Annotated in this window: 16 protein-coding genes and 1 other annotated feature; of the genes, 13 read left to right on the top strand and 3 right to left on the bottom strand. The window is 40.7% G+C overall.

What is annotated here, in order from left to right:
- Positions 1 to 104: 104 nt before the first annotated feature.
- Complete coding sequence (locus ESP02_RS11100) at positions 105 to 1,052, bottom strand: glycosyltransferase family 2 protein (protein ID WP_002375005.1); 948 nt, start codon at positions 1,050 to 1,052, stop codon at positions 105 to 107.
- A gap of 245 nt (positions 1,053 to 1,297) precedes the next feature.
- On the opposite strand from ESP02_RS11100, the gene ESP02_RS11095 reads away from it, so the two are divergent.
- Positions 1,298 to 1,828, top strand: coding sequence for a methylated-DNA--[protein]-cysteine S-methyltransferase (locus ESP02_RS11095; RefSeq protein WP_002375007.1), 531 nt, complete (start codon positions 1,298 to 1,300; stop codon positions 1,826 to 1,828).
- On the opposite strand, the gene ESP02_RS11090 is transcribed toward ESP02_RS11095, so the two are convergent.
- Both ESP02_RS11090 and ESP02_RS11085 read right to left on the bottom strand, forming a co-directional pair.
- Positions 1,825 to 2,868, bottom strand: a complete 1,044-nt coding sequence (locus tag ESP02_RS11090; RefSeq protein WP_002375009.1) for a YeiH family protein — start codon at positions 2,866 to 2,868, stop codon at positions 1,825 to 1,827. The genes ESP02_RS11095 and ESP02_RS11090 overlap by 4 nt on opposite strands.
- Before the next feature lie 250 nt (positions 2,869 to 3,118).
- Entirely contained in the window at positions 3,119 to 4,087 is a 969-nt protein-coding gene (locus tag ESP02_RS11085) for a TDT family transporter (protein ID WP_002375011.1), read from the bottom strand.
- A 233-nt stretch (positions 4,088 to 4,320) separates the two neighbouring features.
- Here ESP02_RS11085 and ESP02_RS11080 point away from each other — a divergent pair, with 233 nt between their 5' ends.
- From ESP02_RS11080 to sufB, 12 genes are all read left to right on the top strand, one after another.
- The gene (locus tag ESP02_RS11080) at positions 4,321 to 5,163 is read left to right on the top strand and encodes a LysR family transcriptional regulator (protein ID WP_002375016.1); all 843 of its coding nucleotides are present in this window, start codon (positions 4,321 to 4,323) and stop codon (positions 5,161 to 5,163) included.
- 193 nt (positions 5,164 to 5,356) lie between these two features.
- The gene (locus ESP02_RS11070) at positions 5,357 to 6,544 is read left to right on the top strand and encodes an FtsW/RodA/SpoVE family cell cycle protein (protein WP_002312069.1); all 1,188 of its coding nucleotides are present in this window, start codon (positions 5,357 to 5,359) and stop codon (positions 6,542 to 6,544) included.
- A gap of 5 nt (positions 6,545 to 6,549) precedes the next feature.
- Entirely contained in the window at positions 6,550 to 6,906 is a 357-nt protein-coding gene (locus ESP02_RS11065; protein ID WP_002308244.1) for an arsenate reductase family protein, read from the top strand.
- Position 6,907: 1 nt separating this feature from the next.
- Positions 6,908 to 7,246 (top strand): glycine cleavage system protein H, encoded by a 339-nt coding sequence (locus tag ESP02_RS11060; RefSeq protein ID WP_002291179.1) that lies wholly within the window; start codon positions 6,908 to 6,910, stop codon positions 7,244 to 7,246.
- 75 nt (positions 7,247 to 7,321) lie between these two features.
- Positions 7,322 to 7,578: a binding site (T-box leader), on the top strand.
- Positions 7,579 to 7,640: 62 nt separating this feature from the next.
- Positions 7,641 to 8,675, top strand: coding sequence for a methionine ABC transporter ATP-binding protein (locus ESP02_RS11055; RefSeq protein WP_002304234.1), 1,035 nt, complete (start codon positions 7,641 to 7,643; stop codon positions 8,673 to 8,675).
- Positions 8,668 to 9,354 carry a methionine ABC transporter permease gene (locus ESP02_RS11050; protein ID WP_002287674.1) on the top strand — a complete coding sequence of 229 codons (687 nt, stop codon included), beginning with the start codon at positions 8,668 to 8,670 and terminating at the stop codon, positions 9,352 to 9,354. The genes ESP02_RS11055 and ESP02_RS11050 overlap by 8 nt, the downstream gene beginning before the upstream one ends.
- A gap of 23 nt (positions 9,355 to 9,377) precedes the next feature.
- On the top strand, positions 9,378 to 10,226 hold the full coding sequence (locus tag ESP02_RS11045) for a MetQ/NlpA family ABC transporter substrate-binding protein (RefSeq protein WP_002375018.1): 849 nt from the start codon (positions 9,378 to 9,380) through the stop codon (positions 10,224 to 10,226).
- Positions 10,227 to 10,422: 196 nt separating this feature from the next.
- Positions 10,423 to 11,196, top strand: coding sequence for a Fe-S cluster assembly ATPase SufC (gene sufC, locus ESP02_RS11040; protein ID WP_002287679.1), 774 nt, complete (start codon positions 10,423 to 10,425; stop codon positions 11,194 to 11,196).
- 12 nt (positions 11,197 to 11,208) lie between these two features.
- Entirely contained in the window at positions 11,209 to 12,495 is a 1,287-nt protein-coding gene (sufD, locus tag ESP02_RS11035) for a Fe-S cluster assembly protein SufD (protein WP_002375021.1), read from the top strand.
- The gene (locus tag ESP02_RS11030; protein ID WP_002375023.1) at positions 12,492 to 13,727 is read left to right on the top strand and encodes a cysteine desulfurase; all 1,236 of its coding nucleotides are present in this window, start codon (positions 12,492 to 12,494) and stop codon (positions 13,725 to 13,727) included. The genes sufD and ESP02_RS11030 overlap by 4 nt, the downstream gene beginning before the upstream one ends.
- Positions 13,714 to 14,184 carry a Fe-S cluster assembly sulfur transfer protein SufU gene (sufU, locus tag ESP02_RS11025; protein WP_002308248.1) on the top strand — a complete coding sequence of 157 codons (471 nt, stop codon included), beginning with the start codon at positions 13,714 to 13,716 and terminating at the stop codon, positions 14,182 to 14,184. Before ESP02_RS11030 ends, sufU begins: the two co-directional genes overlap by 14 nt.
- Positions 14,185 to 14,188: 4 nt before the next feature.
- Positions 14,189 to 15,580: a Fe-S cluster assembly protein SufB gene (gene sufB, locus ESP02_RS11020; protein WP_146926057.1), complete on the top strand. Its 1,392-nt coding sequence runs from the start codon at positions 14,189 to 14,191 to the stop codon at positions 15,578 to 15,580.
- The last annotated feature ends 88 nt before the right edge of the window (positions 15,581 to 15,668 follow it).

Genomic DNA, 15,668 nt, shown 5'->3' with positions numbered 1-15,668 from the left:
GAAGCTACTTCTGGAACACCGTTTGTTCGGAAAGAGGGACTGTGACAAGATTTTTGTCACAGTCCCTCTTCATTTAAAAAAATGTTCACTTCATTTGACGTATATTATTGGTGAGGCTTCAATTCATTTGGCTTCACTTTTTCTGTTTCTCTAATAATATAAACAGGACGTTGTTTCGTTTCTAAGAAGATTTTTCCGATATATTTTCCGATGATTCCAAGACATAACAGTTGGATTCCGCCGATGAATAGGAAGATCGAGACCATGGAAGGCCATCCTGATGTAGGATCACCAAACAGCAATGCTCGCAAAATAATGAACAAGATCGCAATACCAGAACAAACACAAGACAAAGCGCCGATAAATGAAGCAATCGTCAATGGCGCATCGGAGAAGTTCACGATACCATCAATCGAGTAGTTGAACAATTTCCAGAAGGACCAAGATGTTTCACCAGCTACACGTTCGCGGTTTTCATAAGAAATATATTCTGTTTTGAATCCGACCCAACTGAATAATCCTTTTGAAAATCGGTTGTATTCTGTTAGTTCTAGGACAGCATCCACCATTTGTCGGGTCATCAAACGGAAATCACGAGCGCCATCGACCATTTCTGTATCGCTGATTTTATTGATCAACTGGTAGAATTTTTTCGCGAAGAAGCTGCGGATTGCAGGCTCACCTTCACGAGTCGAACGCCGGGTGCCGACACAATCGATATCAGAAGTAGTGATTCGTTCAATCATCTCAGGAAGCAGTTCAGGCGGATCTTGTAAGTCAACATCCATAACAGTCACTAAATCTCCTGTAGAAGCTTGTAATCCAGCGTATAGAGCCGCTTCTTTCCCGAAATTTCTGGAAAATGAGACAAAGCGGACATAAGGATAAGCTGCAGCTAGCTTCTTGATTGCTGCTAACGTACCGTCTTTTGATCCATCGTCAATAAATAAATATTCGAACTCATGGGCACCTTTGAATTTTTCAACCTCATCAAAAAAAAGAGGAACCGTTTTTTCTTCATTGAAACATGGGACAACAATTGATACTTTCATCGTTTCTATCCTTTCAATCGTATGTTTATATATGGTTTACATTCAAAATTTAATAAACCTTAAATAACACCTTTTAAATTTGATTTTACGTAAAAGAACAGGTATTCTTTTGGTAAACTGCCGTATTTAGTTTACCATGTTTCCTCGGTTTATCAAACTTTTAAGAACAATTTTTAGTAGTTGGCAAGTAATTTCGGACAGAGAAAAAGGAGGAAGCTCCAGTCTGTTGACCAGGAGCAAACAAAATGAAAATACACACACCTATCGGCTTTTTATGGTTAGATGCAGATGAATCCGGATTGACTGCCGTATCTTTTCAGCCAATTTCGGAAAGCGAAGAAGCGAATCAGCAAATTTTAACGCGCACACAAGAACAGTTTGAAGAATATTTTGCGGGAAAAAGAAAAGAATTTGTAGTTCCTTTATCTATAAAGAGAGGTACGCCTTTTCAGCAAAATGTCTGGAAAGCTTTGTCGACCATTCCTTATGGAGAAATCCGAACGTATAAAGAAGTAGCCGTTGCTGTCGATAGTCCGAAAGCTGTGCGAGCGATTGGACAGGCAAATCGAACCAATCCATTGCCAATCGTTATTCCTTGTCATCGAGTGATCGGGCAAAATGGAAAACTGACAGGATATATGGGAAACGCAACAGATGGAGTCGAAATCAAACGCCAATTGTTGCTATTAGAAGGGTATCTGCAAAATAAAAAAACAGTTGTGATTCGAACATTGTTCCATGCGAGAATCACAACTGTTTTTTCGTGTTTATTCTAAAGTTTGATCAGCCAAATAAATAGTAAAGCCATCACTGTTTGGAGAATCCCGACAGCCAATCCGTAAGATAAGAAACGTGTACCTTCTTTCATGAATTTTGCAAAGTCTAAACGCAGCCCAATTGCCGCTAAAGCAGTGATCTCAAACCAGCTACTGATAAAATGTGCCGATTGGTCAATAACTAAAGGTAAAGAAAACAAGCTGTTGACCAAACAAAAGATCACAAACCCTAATACATACCAAGGAAGCGGTAATTTTCGTTTTTTCTGCGTATCAGTCGGTGTTTCAAACAGAGCTGGTTGTTTCTTGTGCATGAATTTTTCAAACAAATAGACAACAACAACAAGCATCATGATACGTAGAATCTTAAACAACATGGCAAATTCGACAACAGAACTGTCAAGCAAACTTGCACCAGCGACTACTTGACCCACAGATTGGAGTGTACCACCCAAAAGTGCGCTTTTTTCAATGAGATTTCCGCCGAATAGCTGTAATCCAAGAAAAGGGAGGGTCAACATCATCACAGTACCTAGTAGATTGACCAGTGTGATGATCTGTCCTTTTTCTTCCTCTTTTGCATGAATGGAAGGGGCGATCGAAGCAATAGCAGAAGAACCACAAACAGCGTTTCCTCCAGCCATCATCAAAGAAGAAGTATCGCTGAATTGCAGTTTCTTACCAATCAAGTAAGCACCGATGATAGTGACTGACATCTGTAGTAACACAAAAACAATTCCTTTTACACCAATTTGAGCAATCGTTTGAGCGGTGACAGTTGCACCTAGTAAAAAAACAGAGAATTCCAATAGTTTGCTTTCAGCGAATTTTGTGCCGATTGCTAGAACAGGCTGTTTAAAAAAAGTATTTCCTAATAAAATACCCAATAAAATAGCAATAGTCGCTCCACCTAACTGTGGCAGATAAATAGCAAGAAGCCGGCTGACGGCAGCGATGGCAAAAGAAAGCAGTAACCCGGGCAAAATCTCGCGGACCGCTGAATCCTTTACAGATTTTATTGGATGTGACAATGATTTCATTTGATTGGTTCCTTTCGTCAATAAATACTAAAAGCATACTCGAACATAGTAGCACTAAACCAGTATTTTGACAAAAGAATAAGAGGTCGTGACAAAAGTCTTGTCACAACCTCTTATTTCGAATAAACGGTGTTTAAAAGCCAGTTTATCGGTATTAAGCCCAACCAATTCAAAAACGTGAGAAGCTGTTTTTGTTTGGCTGTTCTTATGACTTGATGCAGAACTGCTTTTTCACAACCGATCGAATCAATTATGAAGCGATTTTTTTAGAAACGAATTTTCCGTGTTTGCTATGTTCTTTAGTTAAGAAACGTACGTAATGAGCAAGCACGTAGAAGACAACTACACTGGCAAACAGACATTCCGCAATTTTTAAGAAATCTAATACGCTACTATAAATACCTAAACTGTTGAAGTAATGAACAGTAGTAAATAGAGCTGTTGCAGAGATAACAAGTGGGAATGTAAAGGCTGCGTAGCTTGGATAAAAACGAAGCTTGAACAAGCGTGGCAGCATAGACAGTACAACGAAATACAATACTTGAGATAAAACGAACAATGCTACGACAAGATAAAAGTTAGGTTCTGCAAAGTTTTTCAGGTAACCTGTCAGGCAAAGAGAACCAGGTGCTGCAACGATCGTAATCAGCGGACGTGTCGGATGAGCCATATTTCTTACGAAAAAGACACGTTTGATGATGATTGGCAATAAGAACGCATAGCAGACCAATGAAATCCAAAAGAAGATTTTTCCAATAAGTGGGAAGAAGTTCCCAGCAGTTACAGTGATGACCCCAAATCCAACGTAAATGATAAACCAGCTTGGATAAATTGCTTCAATAGAAAGATCAGCTTTGATGACATGGTGATAATTGAAATAAAAGACAAGTATCACTTGGAAAATAACTGCGCACAACCAAATGAATTTGACAATCGGTGCAATACTTTCATATGAAACAAAATAAGTACAAATAACCATGAGTGACATCGTAAAAGTTGGTGAAACGGAGGCGATGATCGGATCATGCAACGTTTGTTTCGTATGCTCAAATAAGATAAACAATTTAACAAAAATGAATATCATAAGAATCATTGAGATACCGCCAGTTAGATTGCCTAAAGCAACATGGTGATAGTCTTTAAACAGATTTCCAAGGGAAGCTAACCCAAGGATCAACCCGCAGATCGGGATCGGAATAATTTTCAAAAAGTTCTTCATATATATATTCTCCTTTTTATTTAATAGATTTTAGTACCAAGATGAACGAATACATTGTAAAATGAATAGGTCTGTATGATTACGAGCAAAGCAGACAGCTGATTGTCTTTGTCTGAGTTACTAGTTGGATCAGCAACTGTTTTGTTGTACATTTCTATTATAGATGGTTTTTTGTATATTTAAATCAAATAGTTTTTATAGTAATTATCATAAAAAGTTATGGAAGTGGTGCCATGTTTAAGTTATTAACGACTTTTCGAGCAGTATATGAAACAAGAAATTTTTCTAGAGCAGCAGAAGTACTGTTTTTATCTCAGCCAGCCGTCTCGAATCAAATCAAACAATTAGAGCGGGAGTTGAATATTGATCTTTTTCAGCGTAATGGCAGAAAAGAGATGCTTCCAACTAAGCAAGCCGATTTATTATACGAGCGGACACTGGTTTTATTAGAAGAATGGGAAGAGACCCAGCAAAAATTGCTCAATGAACAAAATGAAGAAGAAGTATGTCGGATCGTTGCTTCCCACACATTTGCTGTCTATCTTTTGCCTCAGTTGATGAAACATCTGATCAAAAGGTTTCCTAAAGTGCATTTTGAGATCGAGATCGCGAATTCACATGAATCATTAGAACAAGTAGCGAAACATGAATCCGATTTTGGTTTTATCGAAAAGCCATTAGAGACTTCCGGCGTACAAAGGTACTCTTTGATGGAAGACCAGCTAGTCATTGCTGGGGACCCAAAAAGTAAATTGTGGCTTGTAAGAGAAGCAAATTCTGGCGTTTTTCACTACACGCAACGTTATTTTGAAGAAATGAACATCCAAGATAAGAAAATGATCGTGAAAAGCAATGATGTGATCGTTGCGTTGCTGAAGGAAGGAATCGGACGCTCGATTTTATCTAAGCGCTCTGTGCCAGAAGACGTACCAATGATTCCGTTGAATTTCCATCGGTATTTTTATTTCATCCAACGAACCAATCTGGTTTCTGATCAGCTGTTAGAGATTGCTGAAGAGATCCTTCGATACAATGAAAGCACAGAAACTTCTCACAGCGAGGAGAATCTCAGCTGATAGATAATTGCATGTATCAAAAAAAGTTCTATGATACACTAAAGATAAGCAGTAGGCTTTTGCCTTTTGTTTGCTCAAGCAGCTGCACAAACGGAAAGTTAATTTTTCCCAAATGTCTGTGGAAAGACTTTCCATTATCTAACTGGACCGCTATAATAATCAGCAGTATGGTTTTTAAGAAAAGGGATGAAACATGGAAAAAAAATTAAAAGCTTCGAACGATAATCGTATTGATTATGGCGTGATTTTACCAGTCTTTCTGTTATGTTTGATTGGTCTGCTCTCATTATATGTAGCACTTAGCCATGATCCAAACAATCCAGCAGTCTTGAAAGGCGTAGGGATGCAAGTTGTCTGGTATTTAGTTGGGGCGGCAGCAATCGTTGTCATCATGCATTTGAATTCCAAATGGATCTGGAAACTGACTCCTTACCTTTATGGCTTGGGATTAGTAGTAATGGGACTCTTACTTGAATTCTATGATAAGAATTTAGCCGATTCTACAGGTTCTAAAAACTGGTTCCGATTCGGTGCGTTCACCTTCCAGCCAGCAGAGCTAATGAAGATCGCGTACATCTTGATGATGGCGCTGATCGTGACCAAACATAATACGCAAGTAAAAGAACGGACGATGAAATCGGACTTTTGGCTGATTGGGAAGCTCTTGATCGTGACGATACCGGTTTTAGCGTTGATCATGGCCCAAGATGACTTTGGAACGATGCTCGTCTTCCTTGCGATCTTCGGCGGGATATTCTTGATGTCTGGGATCTCTTGGCGCATCATCGCCCCTGTAGTGATCTTGGCAGTAGTCGTTGGTGCAGGAACGATTTTCTTAGTGACGACTGAAGGCGGAAGAGACTTGCTTTACAAAGTGGGCTTCAAATCTTATCAATTTGCACGTATTGATTCATGGCTGGATCCTTTCCATGATACGTCTGGGATGAGTTATCAGCCGGCACAAGGACTTTTGGCAATCGGCACCGGTGGCTTGTTTGGTAAAGGATTCAATGTAAGCAATATTTATGTGCCTGTTCGTGAGTCCGATATGATTTTTACCGTTATCGGTGAAAACTTCGGCTTTATCGGTGGTGCATTCGTCATTTTCTTGTATTTTATTTTGATTTATCGTATGATTCGGGTGTGTTTCGATACGAACAATGAATTTTACGCCTATATCGCAAGCGGTTTGATCATGATGCTGCTGTTCCATGTCTTTGAGAACATTGGAGCAAATATCGGATTACTTCCTTTAACAGGGATCCCATTGCCTTTCATTAGCCAAGGAGGATCTTCGATTTTAGGGAACATGATCGGTATCGGGTTGATATTATCGATGAGATACCAAAATGAAGCACCTGCAAGATCTTCAAGGAGGTAAGAAAATTGTACACCTTTTACTGGTACCCGAAATGTTCAACATGCAAAAAAGCCAAAGCGTGGTTAGACCAGCATGGCGTTAGTTATCAAACTGTTGATATGATCAAAGAAGTACCGAAGGCCTCAACGATTGAGACTTGGCTAGAAACGAGTCAAGTACCAATCCGTCGCCTGTTCAACACAAGCGGGATGAAATATCGGGAACTTGGACTGAAAGATCAAGTAGGCGAGTTTACGGCTTCAAAAGCAAGCCAAGTCTTATCGACAGATGGCATGCTGATCAAGCGGCCGCTGATCGTGCAAGAGGACCAGCTTGTTGCAATTGGATTCAATGAAAAAATTTATGAAGGAGAACTGATATAAAATGGCAGGCAAACATTTGAAGAAAAAGGACAACCTTTGGATCTTATTTAATGGAAAAGAATACTGTGTTGGTTTGACAAATGAAGCGCAAGAAGAACTGGGAGACATCACGTTTGCCAATCTGCCAAAAGCAGGACAATCGCTAAAAAAAGATGAACCTCTGATCGAAGTCGAAGCGGAAAAAGCGGTCAATGAATTTGCTAGCCCGCTAACGGGTACAGTTTCTTCTGTGAATGATAAAATCGGTGAAGATATCAATATCTTGAATGATTCAGATGAAATGAATGCGTGGATCTTAAGTTTCAAAGATGTTGATCCAAAAGAATTTGACGAATTATAAAATCAGAAAATCACTTAAAAAAAGTTGACACTGATTCTTCCAGTTGCTATAATCATAAGCAATCCTATATGAAATGAGAAAGCTTTGAAAAGAAGAGTACATGTCACGGACGTTTGAAGAGAGCCCTGTTTGCTGAAAATGGGTAACGAAAATGAGATGGAAGATGGTCTTAGAGCAGAGTAAGCGAGCGTAAGCAAACTTACTACGGGAGTGCCCGTTACAGCGCGACAGTATACGGAAAGAAGCTAAGTCCAAGTACTGGAAGAGGCTGTTATTGCGAAGTAACGGTAAATCAAGGTGGTAACACGGAAGTTCAAGCTTTCGTCCTTTTGCTTAAGGCAAGAGGGCGAAGGCTTTTTTGTTTGAAAAATCATAAGAGAAAGATGTGAATGGCATGTCATTAATCCAACTAACGAATGTCAAAAAGACATTCAATGGGAAAAACGGAAACATCCAAGCCGTCAATGACGTTTCACTAAACGTTGAAAAAGGGGATATTTATGGAATCGTCGGCTATTCTGGCGCAGGAAAAAGTACATTAGTCCGTCTCCTGAATGGACTTGAGCTTCCCACGAGCGGCGAAGTGATCGTAAACGATCAAGATATCACAAAGTTAAAAAACAAAGAATTACGTACATTCCGAAAGAAAATCGGTATGATCTTCCAGCATTTCAACCTGTTATGGTCAAGAACTGTACTTGAAAATATTCAGCTGCCGTTGGAATTAGCTGGTGTACCAAAGAGCAAACGCAAAGAACGAGCAGAAGAACTGTTGCGTTTAGTCGGGTTAGAAGGACGCGGACAAGCGTATCCTTCACAACTTTCCGGCGGACAGAAACAACGTGTCGGTATCGCACGAGCATTGGCAAATGATCCTGAGATCTTGCTTTGTGATGAGGCTACGAGCGCATTGGACCCGCAAACAACAGAAGAAGTATTAGACTTATTGTTAGCAATCAATAAGAAATTGAATTTGACCATCGTCTTGATCACACATGAAATGAATGTGATCCGCAAAATCTGCAACAAAGTCGCTGTGATGGAGTTGGGGAAAGTCGTAGAAGAAGGAGACGTGTTGACTGTCTTCAGACAACCGAAAAAAGAAGTAACCAAACGTTTTGTACAACAAGACATCGAACCAGAAGCCGATTCGACAGAACTATTAGCTGAACTCATCAAAGAAAATCCAAGCGGCCGTTTGGCAACTTTGACCTTTAGCGAAAGAAATGCCAACGAGCCAGTCATTTCCCAAGCAATTCGACGCTATAACATTGATGTCAACGTCGTATACGGGAAAATCAAACAAGTAAAAGAAGGTTCCTTTGGTTCATTGACTGTCTTGATGACAGGTGAAACTAAAGAATTAGATCAAGCAGAAGTGTTCATTAAAGAACAAGGAGTAGGAATTGAGGTGATCCATCGTGGATAAAAGCTTTTCAGAAACATATCTAGATTTTAAACAAATCAATCCGGAAACGATGAATCAGGCTATCCTTGATACACTATATATGACATTGATCTCAATGGTCTTAGTGACGATCATCGGATTAGTCTTGGGATTGATTCTTTACTCTATTGGACGCAAAAACAAACCGTATGCTCGAATCATTTACGGGATCGTATCGATCATCAGTAATATTTTCCGGTCAACACCATTTATGATCCTGATGGTTTTGATCATTCCATTTACTAAAGCAATCGTAGGCACTATGTTAGGTGCGCAAGCAGCCATTCCAGCTCTTGTTTTATCCGCGGCACCATTTTATGCCCGTCTAGTAGAGATTGCTTTTCGTGAAGTCAGCCCTGGCGTACTGGAAGCAGCAGATGCAATGGGTGCAAGTTACTGGGAAATCATCTGGAAGGTCTTGATACCTGAAAGTATTCCCGCGTTGATTTCTGGATTAACAGTTACAACGATCTCGATGATCGGATTTACCGCCATGGCCGGCGCGATCGGCGCAGGTGGACTTGGAGGTCTTGCTTGGCAGGAAGGCTACCAGCGTGGTAATCTGACAGTGACATTTGTTGCGACTTTAATTATTTTACTAATCGTATTTATCGTTCAAGGAATCGGTGATTTCTTAACTAAGAAAACAGACAAAAGATAATTGGATATAGGGGGATATAGGATATGAAAAAGAAGATTTTTGGATTAGCAGCAGCGCTTTTGCTGACTGTAGGATTAGCAGCATGCGGTAACAACAGCGACAGCAAAGATTCAGCAAATAAAGCAGACGACACGACATTGAAAGTCGGCGCTTCACCGACACCGCACGCAGAGATTTTGGAACATGTGAAACCATTATTGAAAGATGAAGGAATCGATCTTGAAATCGTCAAATTCGATGACTATGTATTACCGAACCAATCTTTGGAAGAAGGCGACATCGATGCCAATTACTTCCAGCATATTCCTTATTTGAACAAAGAAATCAAAGAAAAAGGGTATGACTTTGTCAATGCCGGTGCTGTCCACATCGAACCAATGGGCTTGTACTCTAAAAAAGTCAAAGATGTTTCTGAACTAAAAGATGGTGCAACGATCATCACTTCGAATTCTGAATCAGACTGGGGACGCATCATCACGATTTTACAAGATGCTGGGCTAGTCAAAGTCAAAGATGGAGTAGATCTGGAAACAGCAACATTCGATGATATTGCAGAAAACCCTAAGAACTTGAAGTTCAACCATACGATCGACCCATCACTTTTAGCTTCTACGTACCAAAATGATGAAGGTGACCTAGTCGCAATCAATGCAAACTTCGCTTATGGCGCAGGATTGAATCCATTAGAAGATGCCGTATTACTTGAAAAAGACAACTCTCCTTACGTGAATATCATTGCGACTCGCAAAGGTGATGAAGACAGTGACAAAATCAAAAAACTGATTGAAGTGCTTCACCGTAAAGAAGTCCAAGAATGGATCACAGACAAATGGGGCGGCTCTGTTAAACCAGTAAAGGCGGATGCAAAATAAGGTATGGAACAAAAAAGATGAGAAATAAGTCTGTAATGGCTTATTCCTCATCTTTTTTATACCTATTCTAATTTAGAAATCAAAATTGTTTAATAATCAATAAAAGATATTTGATTTTAGTAAGGAAGATCATTGCGCTTCATTCTCAATTAGTCTAAAATGAGTGAGAACGAAAGAGAATTTGGGGGTATAATGCATGTCTGTCTTAGAAATAAAAAATCTACATGTGTCGATCGAGGAAAAAGAAATCCTTAAAGGCGTAAACCTAACAATGAAAACCGGAGAAATCCACGCCATCATGGGACCTAACGGCACAGGAAAATCAACCTTATCTGCCGCTATCATGGGCAATCCAAACTATGAAGTAACAGAAGGCGAAATCTTGTTTGATGGAAAAAATGTTTTAGACTTGGAAGTAGATGAACGTGCACGACTTGGCTTGTTTTTAGCTATGCAATATCCAAGTGAGATACCAGGTATCACGAATGCGGAATTCATGCGTGCAGCAATCAATGCGAAACGTGATGAAAACGACAAGATCTCTGTTATGGCATTTTTGAAAAAGTTAGATGAAAAAATGGCTTTACTGAATATGCCAGAAGAAATGGCTGAACGTTATCTGAACGAAGGTTTTTCTGGCGGGGAAAAGAAACGGAATGAGATCCTACAATTGTTGATGTTAGAACCAACATTTGCGATTTTAGACGAAATCGACTCGGGTCTGGATATCGATGCTTTGAAAGTCGTTGCTAAAGGAGTAAATGAAATGCGCGGAGACAATTTCGGTGCCTTGATCATCACCCACTATCAACGATTATTGAACTATATCACACCTGATGTCGTTCACATCATGATGGAAGGTCGAGTAGTCATGACAGGAAATGCTGACTTAGCTAAACGCCTGGAAGCAGAAGGTTACGCTGGAATCAGTAAAGAATTAGGAATCGACTATAAAGAAGAAGAAGCGTAAGGGGGAGCAAGAATGAAAGAAAAAAACTGGCTCGATTATCTTGACGCGGTAAATGATTTTTCTTTAAGTAAAGGCGAACCTGAATGGATGAGAACCTTCCGTCAAGACGCACTAACAAAAGCAGATGAACTGCCATTGCCGCATATCGATCGGGTGAAATTCCATCGCTGGTCGTTATTCGATGTGAAAGAAACACAAACTATCAGTGAAACAGGCACGATTCCGGCATTTGATGCAATGAAAGACAATCCTGTGCTTGTCCAACAAGGTTCATGGACGATTTTTGAACAACTACCTGTGGAATTAGCAGAAAAAGGAGTCATTTTTACCGACTTGTTCACTGCAATGATCGAATACCCAGAACTAGTCCAAGAATATTATATGAAAAAAGCAGTAAACATGGACGAAGACCAATTGACTGCACTCCATGTAGCTTTTATGAACAGCGGTATTTTCCTGTATGTACCTAAAAATGTCGTGATCGATGAACCACTCGAATCCTTATTCATTCAAGATGGCGCATCCGATGAGCACTTCTTCAAGCATGTGCTGATCGTGGCAGATGAACATAGTGAATTTTCTTATCTGGAACGTTTCCAGACAACCAAAGAACAAGTAGCAAAATCATCAGGTAATATCATCGTAGAAGTCATCGCTAAAGCTGGTTCAAAAATCAAATATTCAGCTGTAGATCAATTAGGAGAGAATATTACTTCTTATATGAATCGCCGTGGGCACATTTTACGAGATGCTTCTGTCGACTGGGCAATTGGTGTCATGAATGACGGTCATGTGATCGCTGACTTTGATTCAGATTTAGCAGGAGAAGGTGCACACGCAGAAGTCAAAATCGTGGCAATCAGCTCGGGCAGACAAATCCAAGGAATCGATACACGAGTAACCAATAAAGCCCCTCATACAATCGGGCATATTTTGCAACACGGAGTGATCCGAGAAAAAGGAACATTGACCTTTAACGGTATCGGCCACATCTTAAAAGGTGCAAAAGGTGCAGATGCCCAACAAGAAAGTCGTGTCTTGATGCTTTCTGATAAAGCACGCGGTGATGCGAATCCTATTCTTTTGATCGATGAAAACGAAGTAACTGCTGGACATGCTGCCAGTGTAGGACGAGTTGATCCAGAAGAAATGTACTATCTGATGAGTCGAGGATTGCATAAAGAAGAAGCAGAGCGCTTAGTGATTCGAGGATTCCTCGGTTCTGTCTTAACGGCAATCCCTGTAGAACAAGTTCGGAAAGAATTAGTCGAAGTAATCGAAGGGAAGTTGAATGGATGATCGATGCTAAAAAGCTACGCAATGATTTTCCTATTTTATTTCAAGACGTCAATGATGAACCTTTCGTTTATCTGGATAATGCAGCGACGACCCAAAAGCCAAAACAAGTACTCCAGGCATTAGCGCACTATTACGAACACGATAACGCCAATGTTCATCGCGGTGTCCATACGTTAGCAGAACGCGCGACCCATGAGTATGAACAAGCAAGAGAAAAAATACGGGCGTTCATCCATGCAAAAGAAACAGCAGAAGTGCTGTTTACTCGGGGTACGACGACAAGCTTGAATTGGGTAGCCAGAAGCTTCGGCGACCGCTATATCAAAGCAGGAGACGAGATAGTGATCTCTTACATGGAACATCATTCTAATGTTATCCCATGGCAGCAGTTAGCAAAACGAACAGGTGCCGTCCTGAAATATATCGAACTAACAGAAGAAGGCTTTCTGGATATGGAGGATGCAGCGAAAAAGATCACGGACAAAACCAAAATCGTCTCCATTGCTCATGTATCCAATGTCTTAGGTGTCATCAATCCTGTTCAAGAATTAGCTAAACTTGTCCATGAAAACGGCGGGGTCATCGTAGTAGATGGTGCACAATCTGCCCCGCACATGACCATTGATGTTCAAGCACTAGACTGTGATTTCTTTGCTTTCAGCGGACACAAAATGTGCGGACCAACAGGTATCGGTGTTTTATATGGTAAACGAAAATGGTTAGAAGAAATGGAACCTGTTGAATTTGGTGGCGAAATGATCGATTTTGTCGAATTATACGACAGTACATGGAAAGAACTACCTTGGAAATTCGAAGCAGGTACACCAAATATCGCTGGCGCTATCGCATTCGGCCATGCAATCGATTATTTGCAAGAACTCGGCATGGACAATATCCATCGATATGAAGAAGAACTAGCCGCTTATGTGTTGCCAAAATTACAAGCAATCGATGGATTGACTGTTTATGGTCCGCAAGACCCGAATTTTCGGACAGGAGTCGTTGCGTTCAATTTGGATGGGTTACATCCACATGATGTCGCGACAGCTTTAGACATGGAAGGGGTAGCCGTTAGAGCAGGTCATCATTGTGCGCAACCGCTATTGAAGTACCTTGAAGTATCAGCGACTGCTCGCGCCAGCTTTTATTTCTACAACACGACGCACGACGCCGACCGTTTAGTTGAAGCAATCATGGCAACAAAGGAGTTTTTCCAACATGGGACTATCTAAATTAGACAATTTATACCGTCAAGTGATCTTGGATCATTCTTCCCATCCGCATCATCGTGGAAGCTTGACCGACTCGACAAGCAAGATTGAATTGAACAACCCCACATGTGGAGATGTGATCGAATTGCAAGTCGATGTAAAAGACGGAATCATCAAAAATATCGCCTTTGACGGCAGCGGCTGTTCCATCAGTACAGCAAGTGCCTCGATGATGACAGATGCCGTCATTGGAAAATCAATAGAAGAAGCAGAACATTTAACTGTAGACTTTCTACAGCTTGTCCAAGGAAAAGAAGTCCAAGATCCCGACCAATTAGGCGATGCTGCTATGCTTGGTGGTGTAGCTAAATTTCCCGCTCGGATCAAATGTGCGACACTTGCCTGGAAAGCACTAGGAAAAGCAATGGAAAACGATGGTACCGCAGCTTTCCATCATTACCACAAGGAAGAGGAGTGAGAACATGGGCGTACCAGAATTAGAAGAATATAAATTCGGGTTTCACGATGATGTCGAACCGGTTTTCAGTACAGGAGAAGGCTTGACAGAAGAAGTGATCCGTGAGATGTCAAGAATCAAAGGCGAACCAGAATGGATGCTTGAATTCCGTCTGAAATCTCTAGAAACATTCAATAAAATGCCAATGCAAACATGGGGCCCCGACCTTTCAGACATCGATTTCGATGCCATCAAATATTACCAAAAACCAAGTGACAAACCCGCTCGTGACTGGGAAGACGTACCAGAAAAAATCAAAGATACATTTGAAAAGATCGGTATCCCAGAAGCAGAACGAGCTTATCTAGCCGGTGCTTCCACACAATATGAATCAGAAGTCGTGTACCATAATATGAAAGATGAATTCGAAAAGTTAGGAATCGTCTTTACTGACACTGACTCTGCTTTGAAAGAATACCCTGAATTATTCAAAGAGTACTTTTCAAAACTTGTACCGCCAACCGACAACAAATTAGCAGCGCTGAATTCAGCCGTATGGTCGGGTGGAACCTTTATTTACGTGCCAAAAGGCGTCAAAGTCGATGTTCCATTACAAACGTACTTCCGGATCAATGCGGAAAACACGGGACAATTCGAACGTACGCTGATTATCGTTGACGAAGGAGCAAGCATCCACTATGTCGAAGGTTGTACGGCACCTACTTATTCAAGTAATAGTCTGCATGCCGCCATCGTAGAAATCTTTACAAGAAAAGATGCGTATTGCCGTTACACCACGATCCAAAACTGGTCAGACAATGTGTACAACTTAGTAACCAAACGAGCAAAAGCATACGAAGGCGCAACCGTTGAATGGATCGACGGAAACTTAGGTGCAAAAACAACGATGAAATACCCAAGTGTTTACTTAGATGGAAAAGGTGCACGAGGCACCATGCTCTCCATCGCCTTTGCAGGAGCAAACCAAATCCAAGATACGGGTGCAAAAATGATCCACAATGCACCAAATACATCTAGCTCTATCGTCTCTAAATCAATCTCAAAAGACGGCGGCGAAGTAAACTATCGAGGACAAGTAACCTTTGCCAAAAACAGTGCGGGTTCGATCTCTCATATCGAATGTGACACGATCATCATGGACGAATGGTCGAAATCCGATACGATCCCATTCAATGAGATCCACAACAGCCAAGTCTCTTTAGAACACGAAGCCAAAGTCTCAAAAATCTCAGAAGAACAACTCTACTATCTGATGAGCCGAGGCCTGACCGAATCTGAAGCAACTGAAATGATCGTCATGGGCTTTGTTGAACCATTCACCAAAGAACTCCCAATGGAATATGCAGTCGAACTCAACCGATTGATCAGTTATGAGATGGAAGGATCTGTGGGGTAATACTTAAATATAGAGGTTGTGACAGAAGTGGGCAGCTTCAAGAAATAAGAAGGAATTTACGAAAATTGCTTTTCAAATTTTTGTGAAA

This window comes from Enterococcus sp. NBRC 3427, assembly GCF_007996925.1.
Lineage (GTDB): Bacteria > Bacillota > Bacilli > Lactobacillales > Enterococcaceae > Enterococcus_B > Enterococcus_B lactis.
This window is presented reverse-complemented; position numbering and strand designations above follow the sequence as displayed.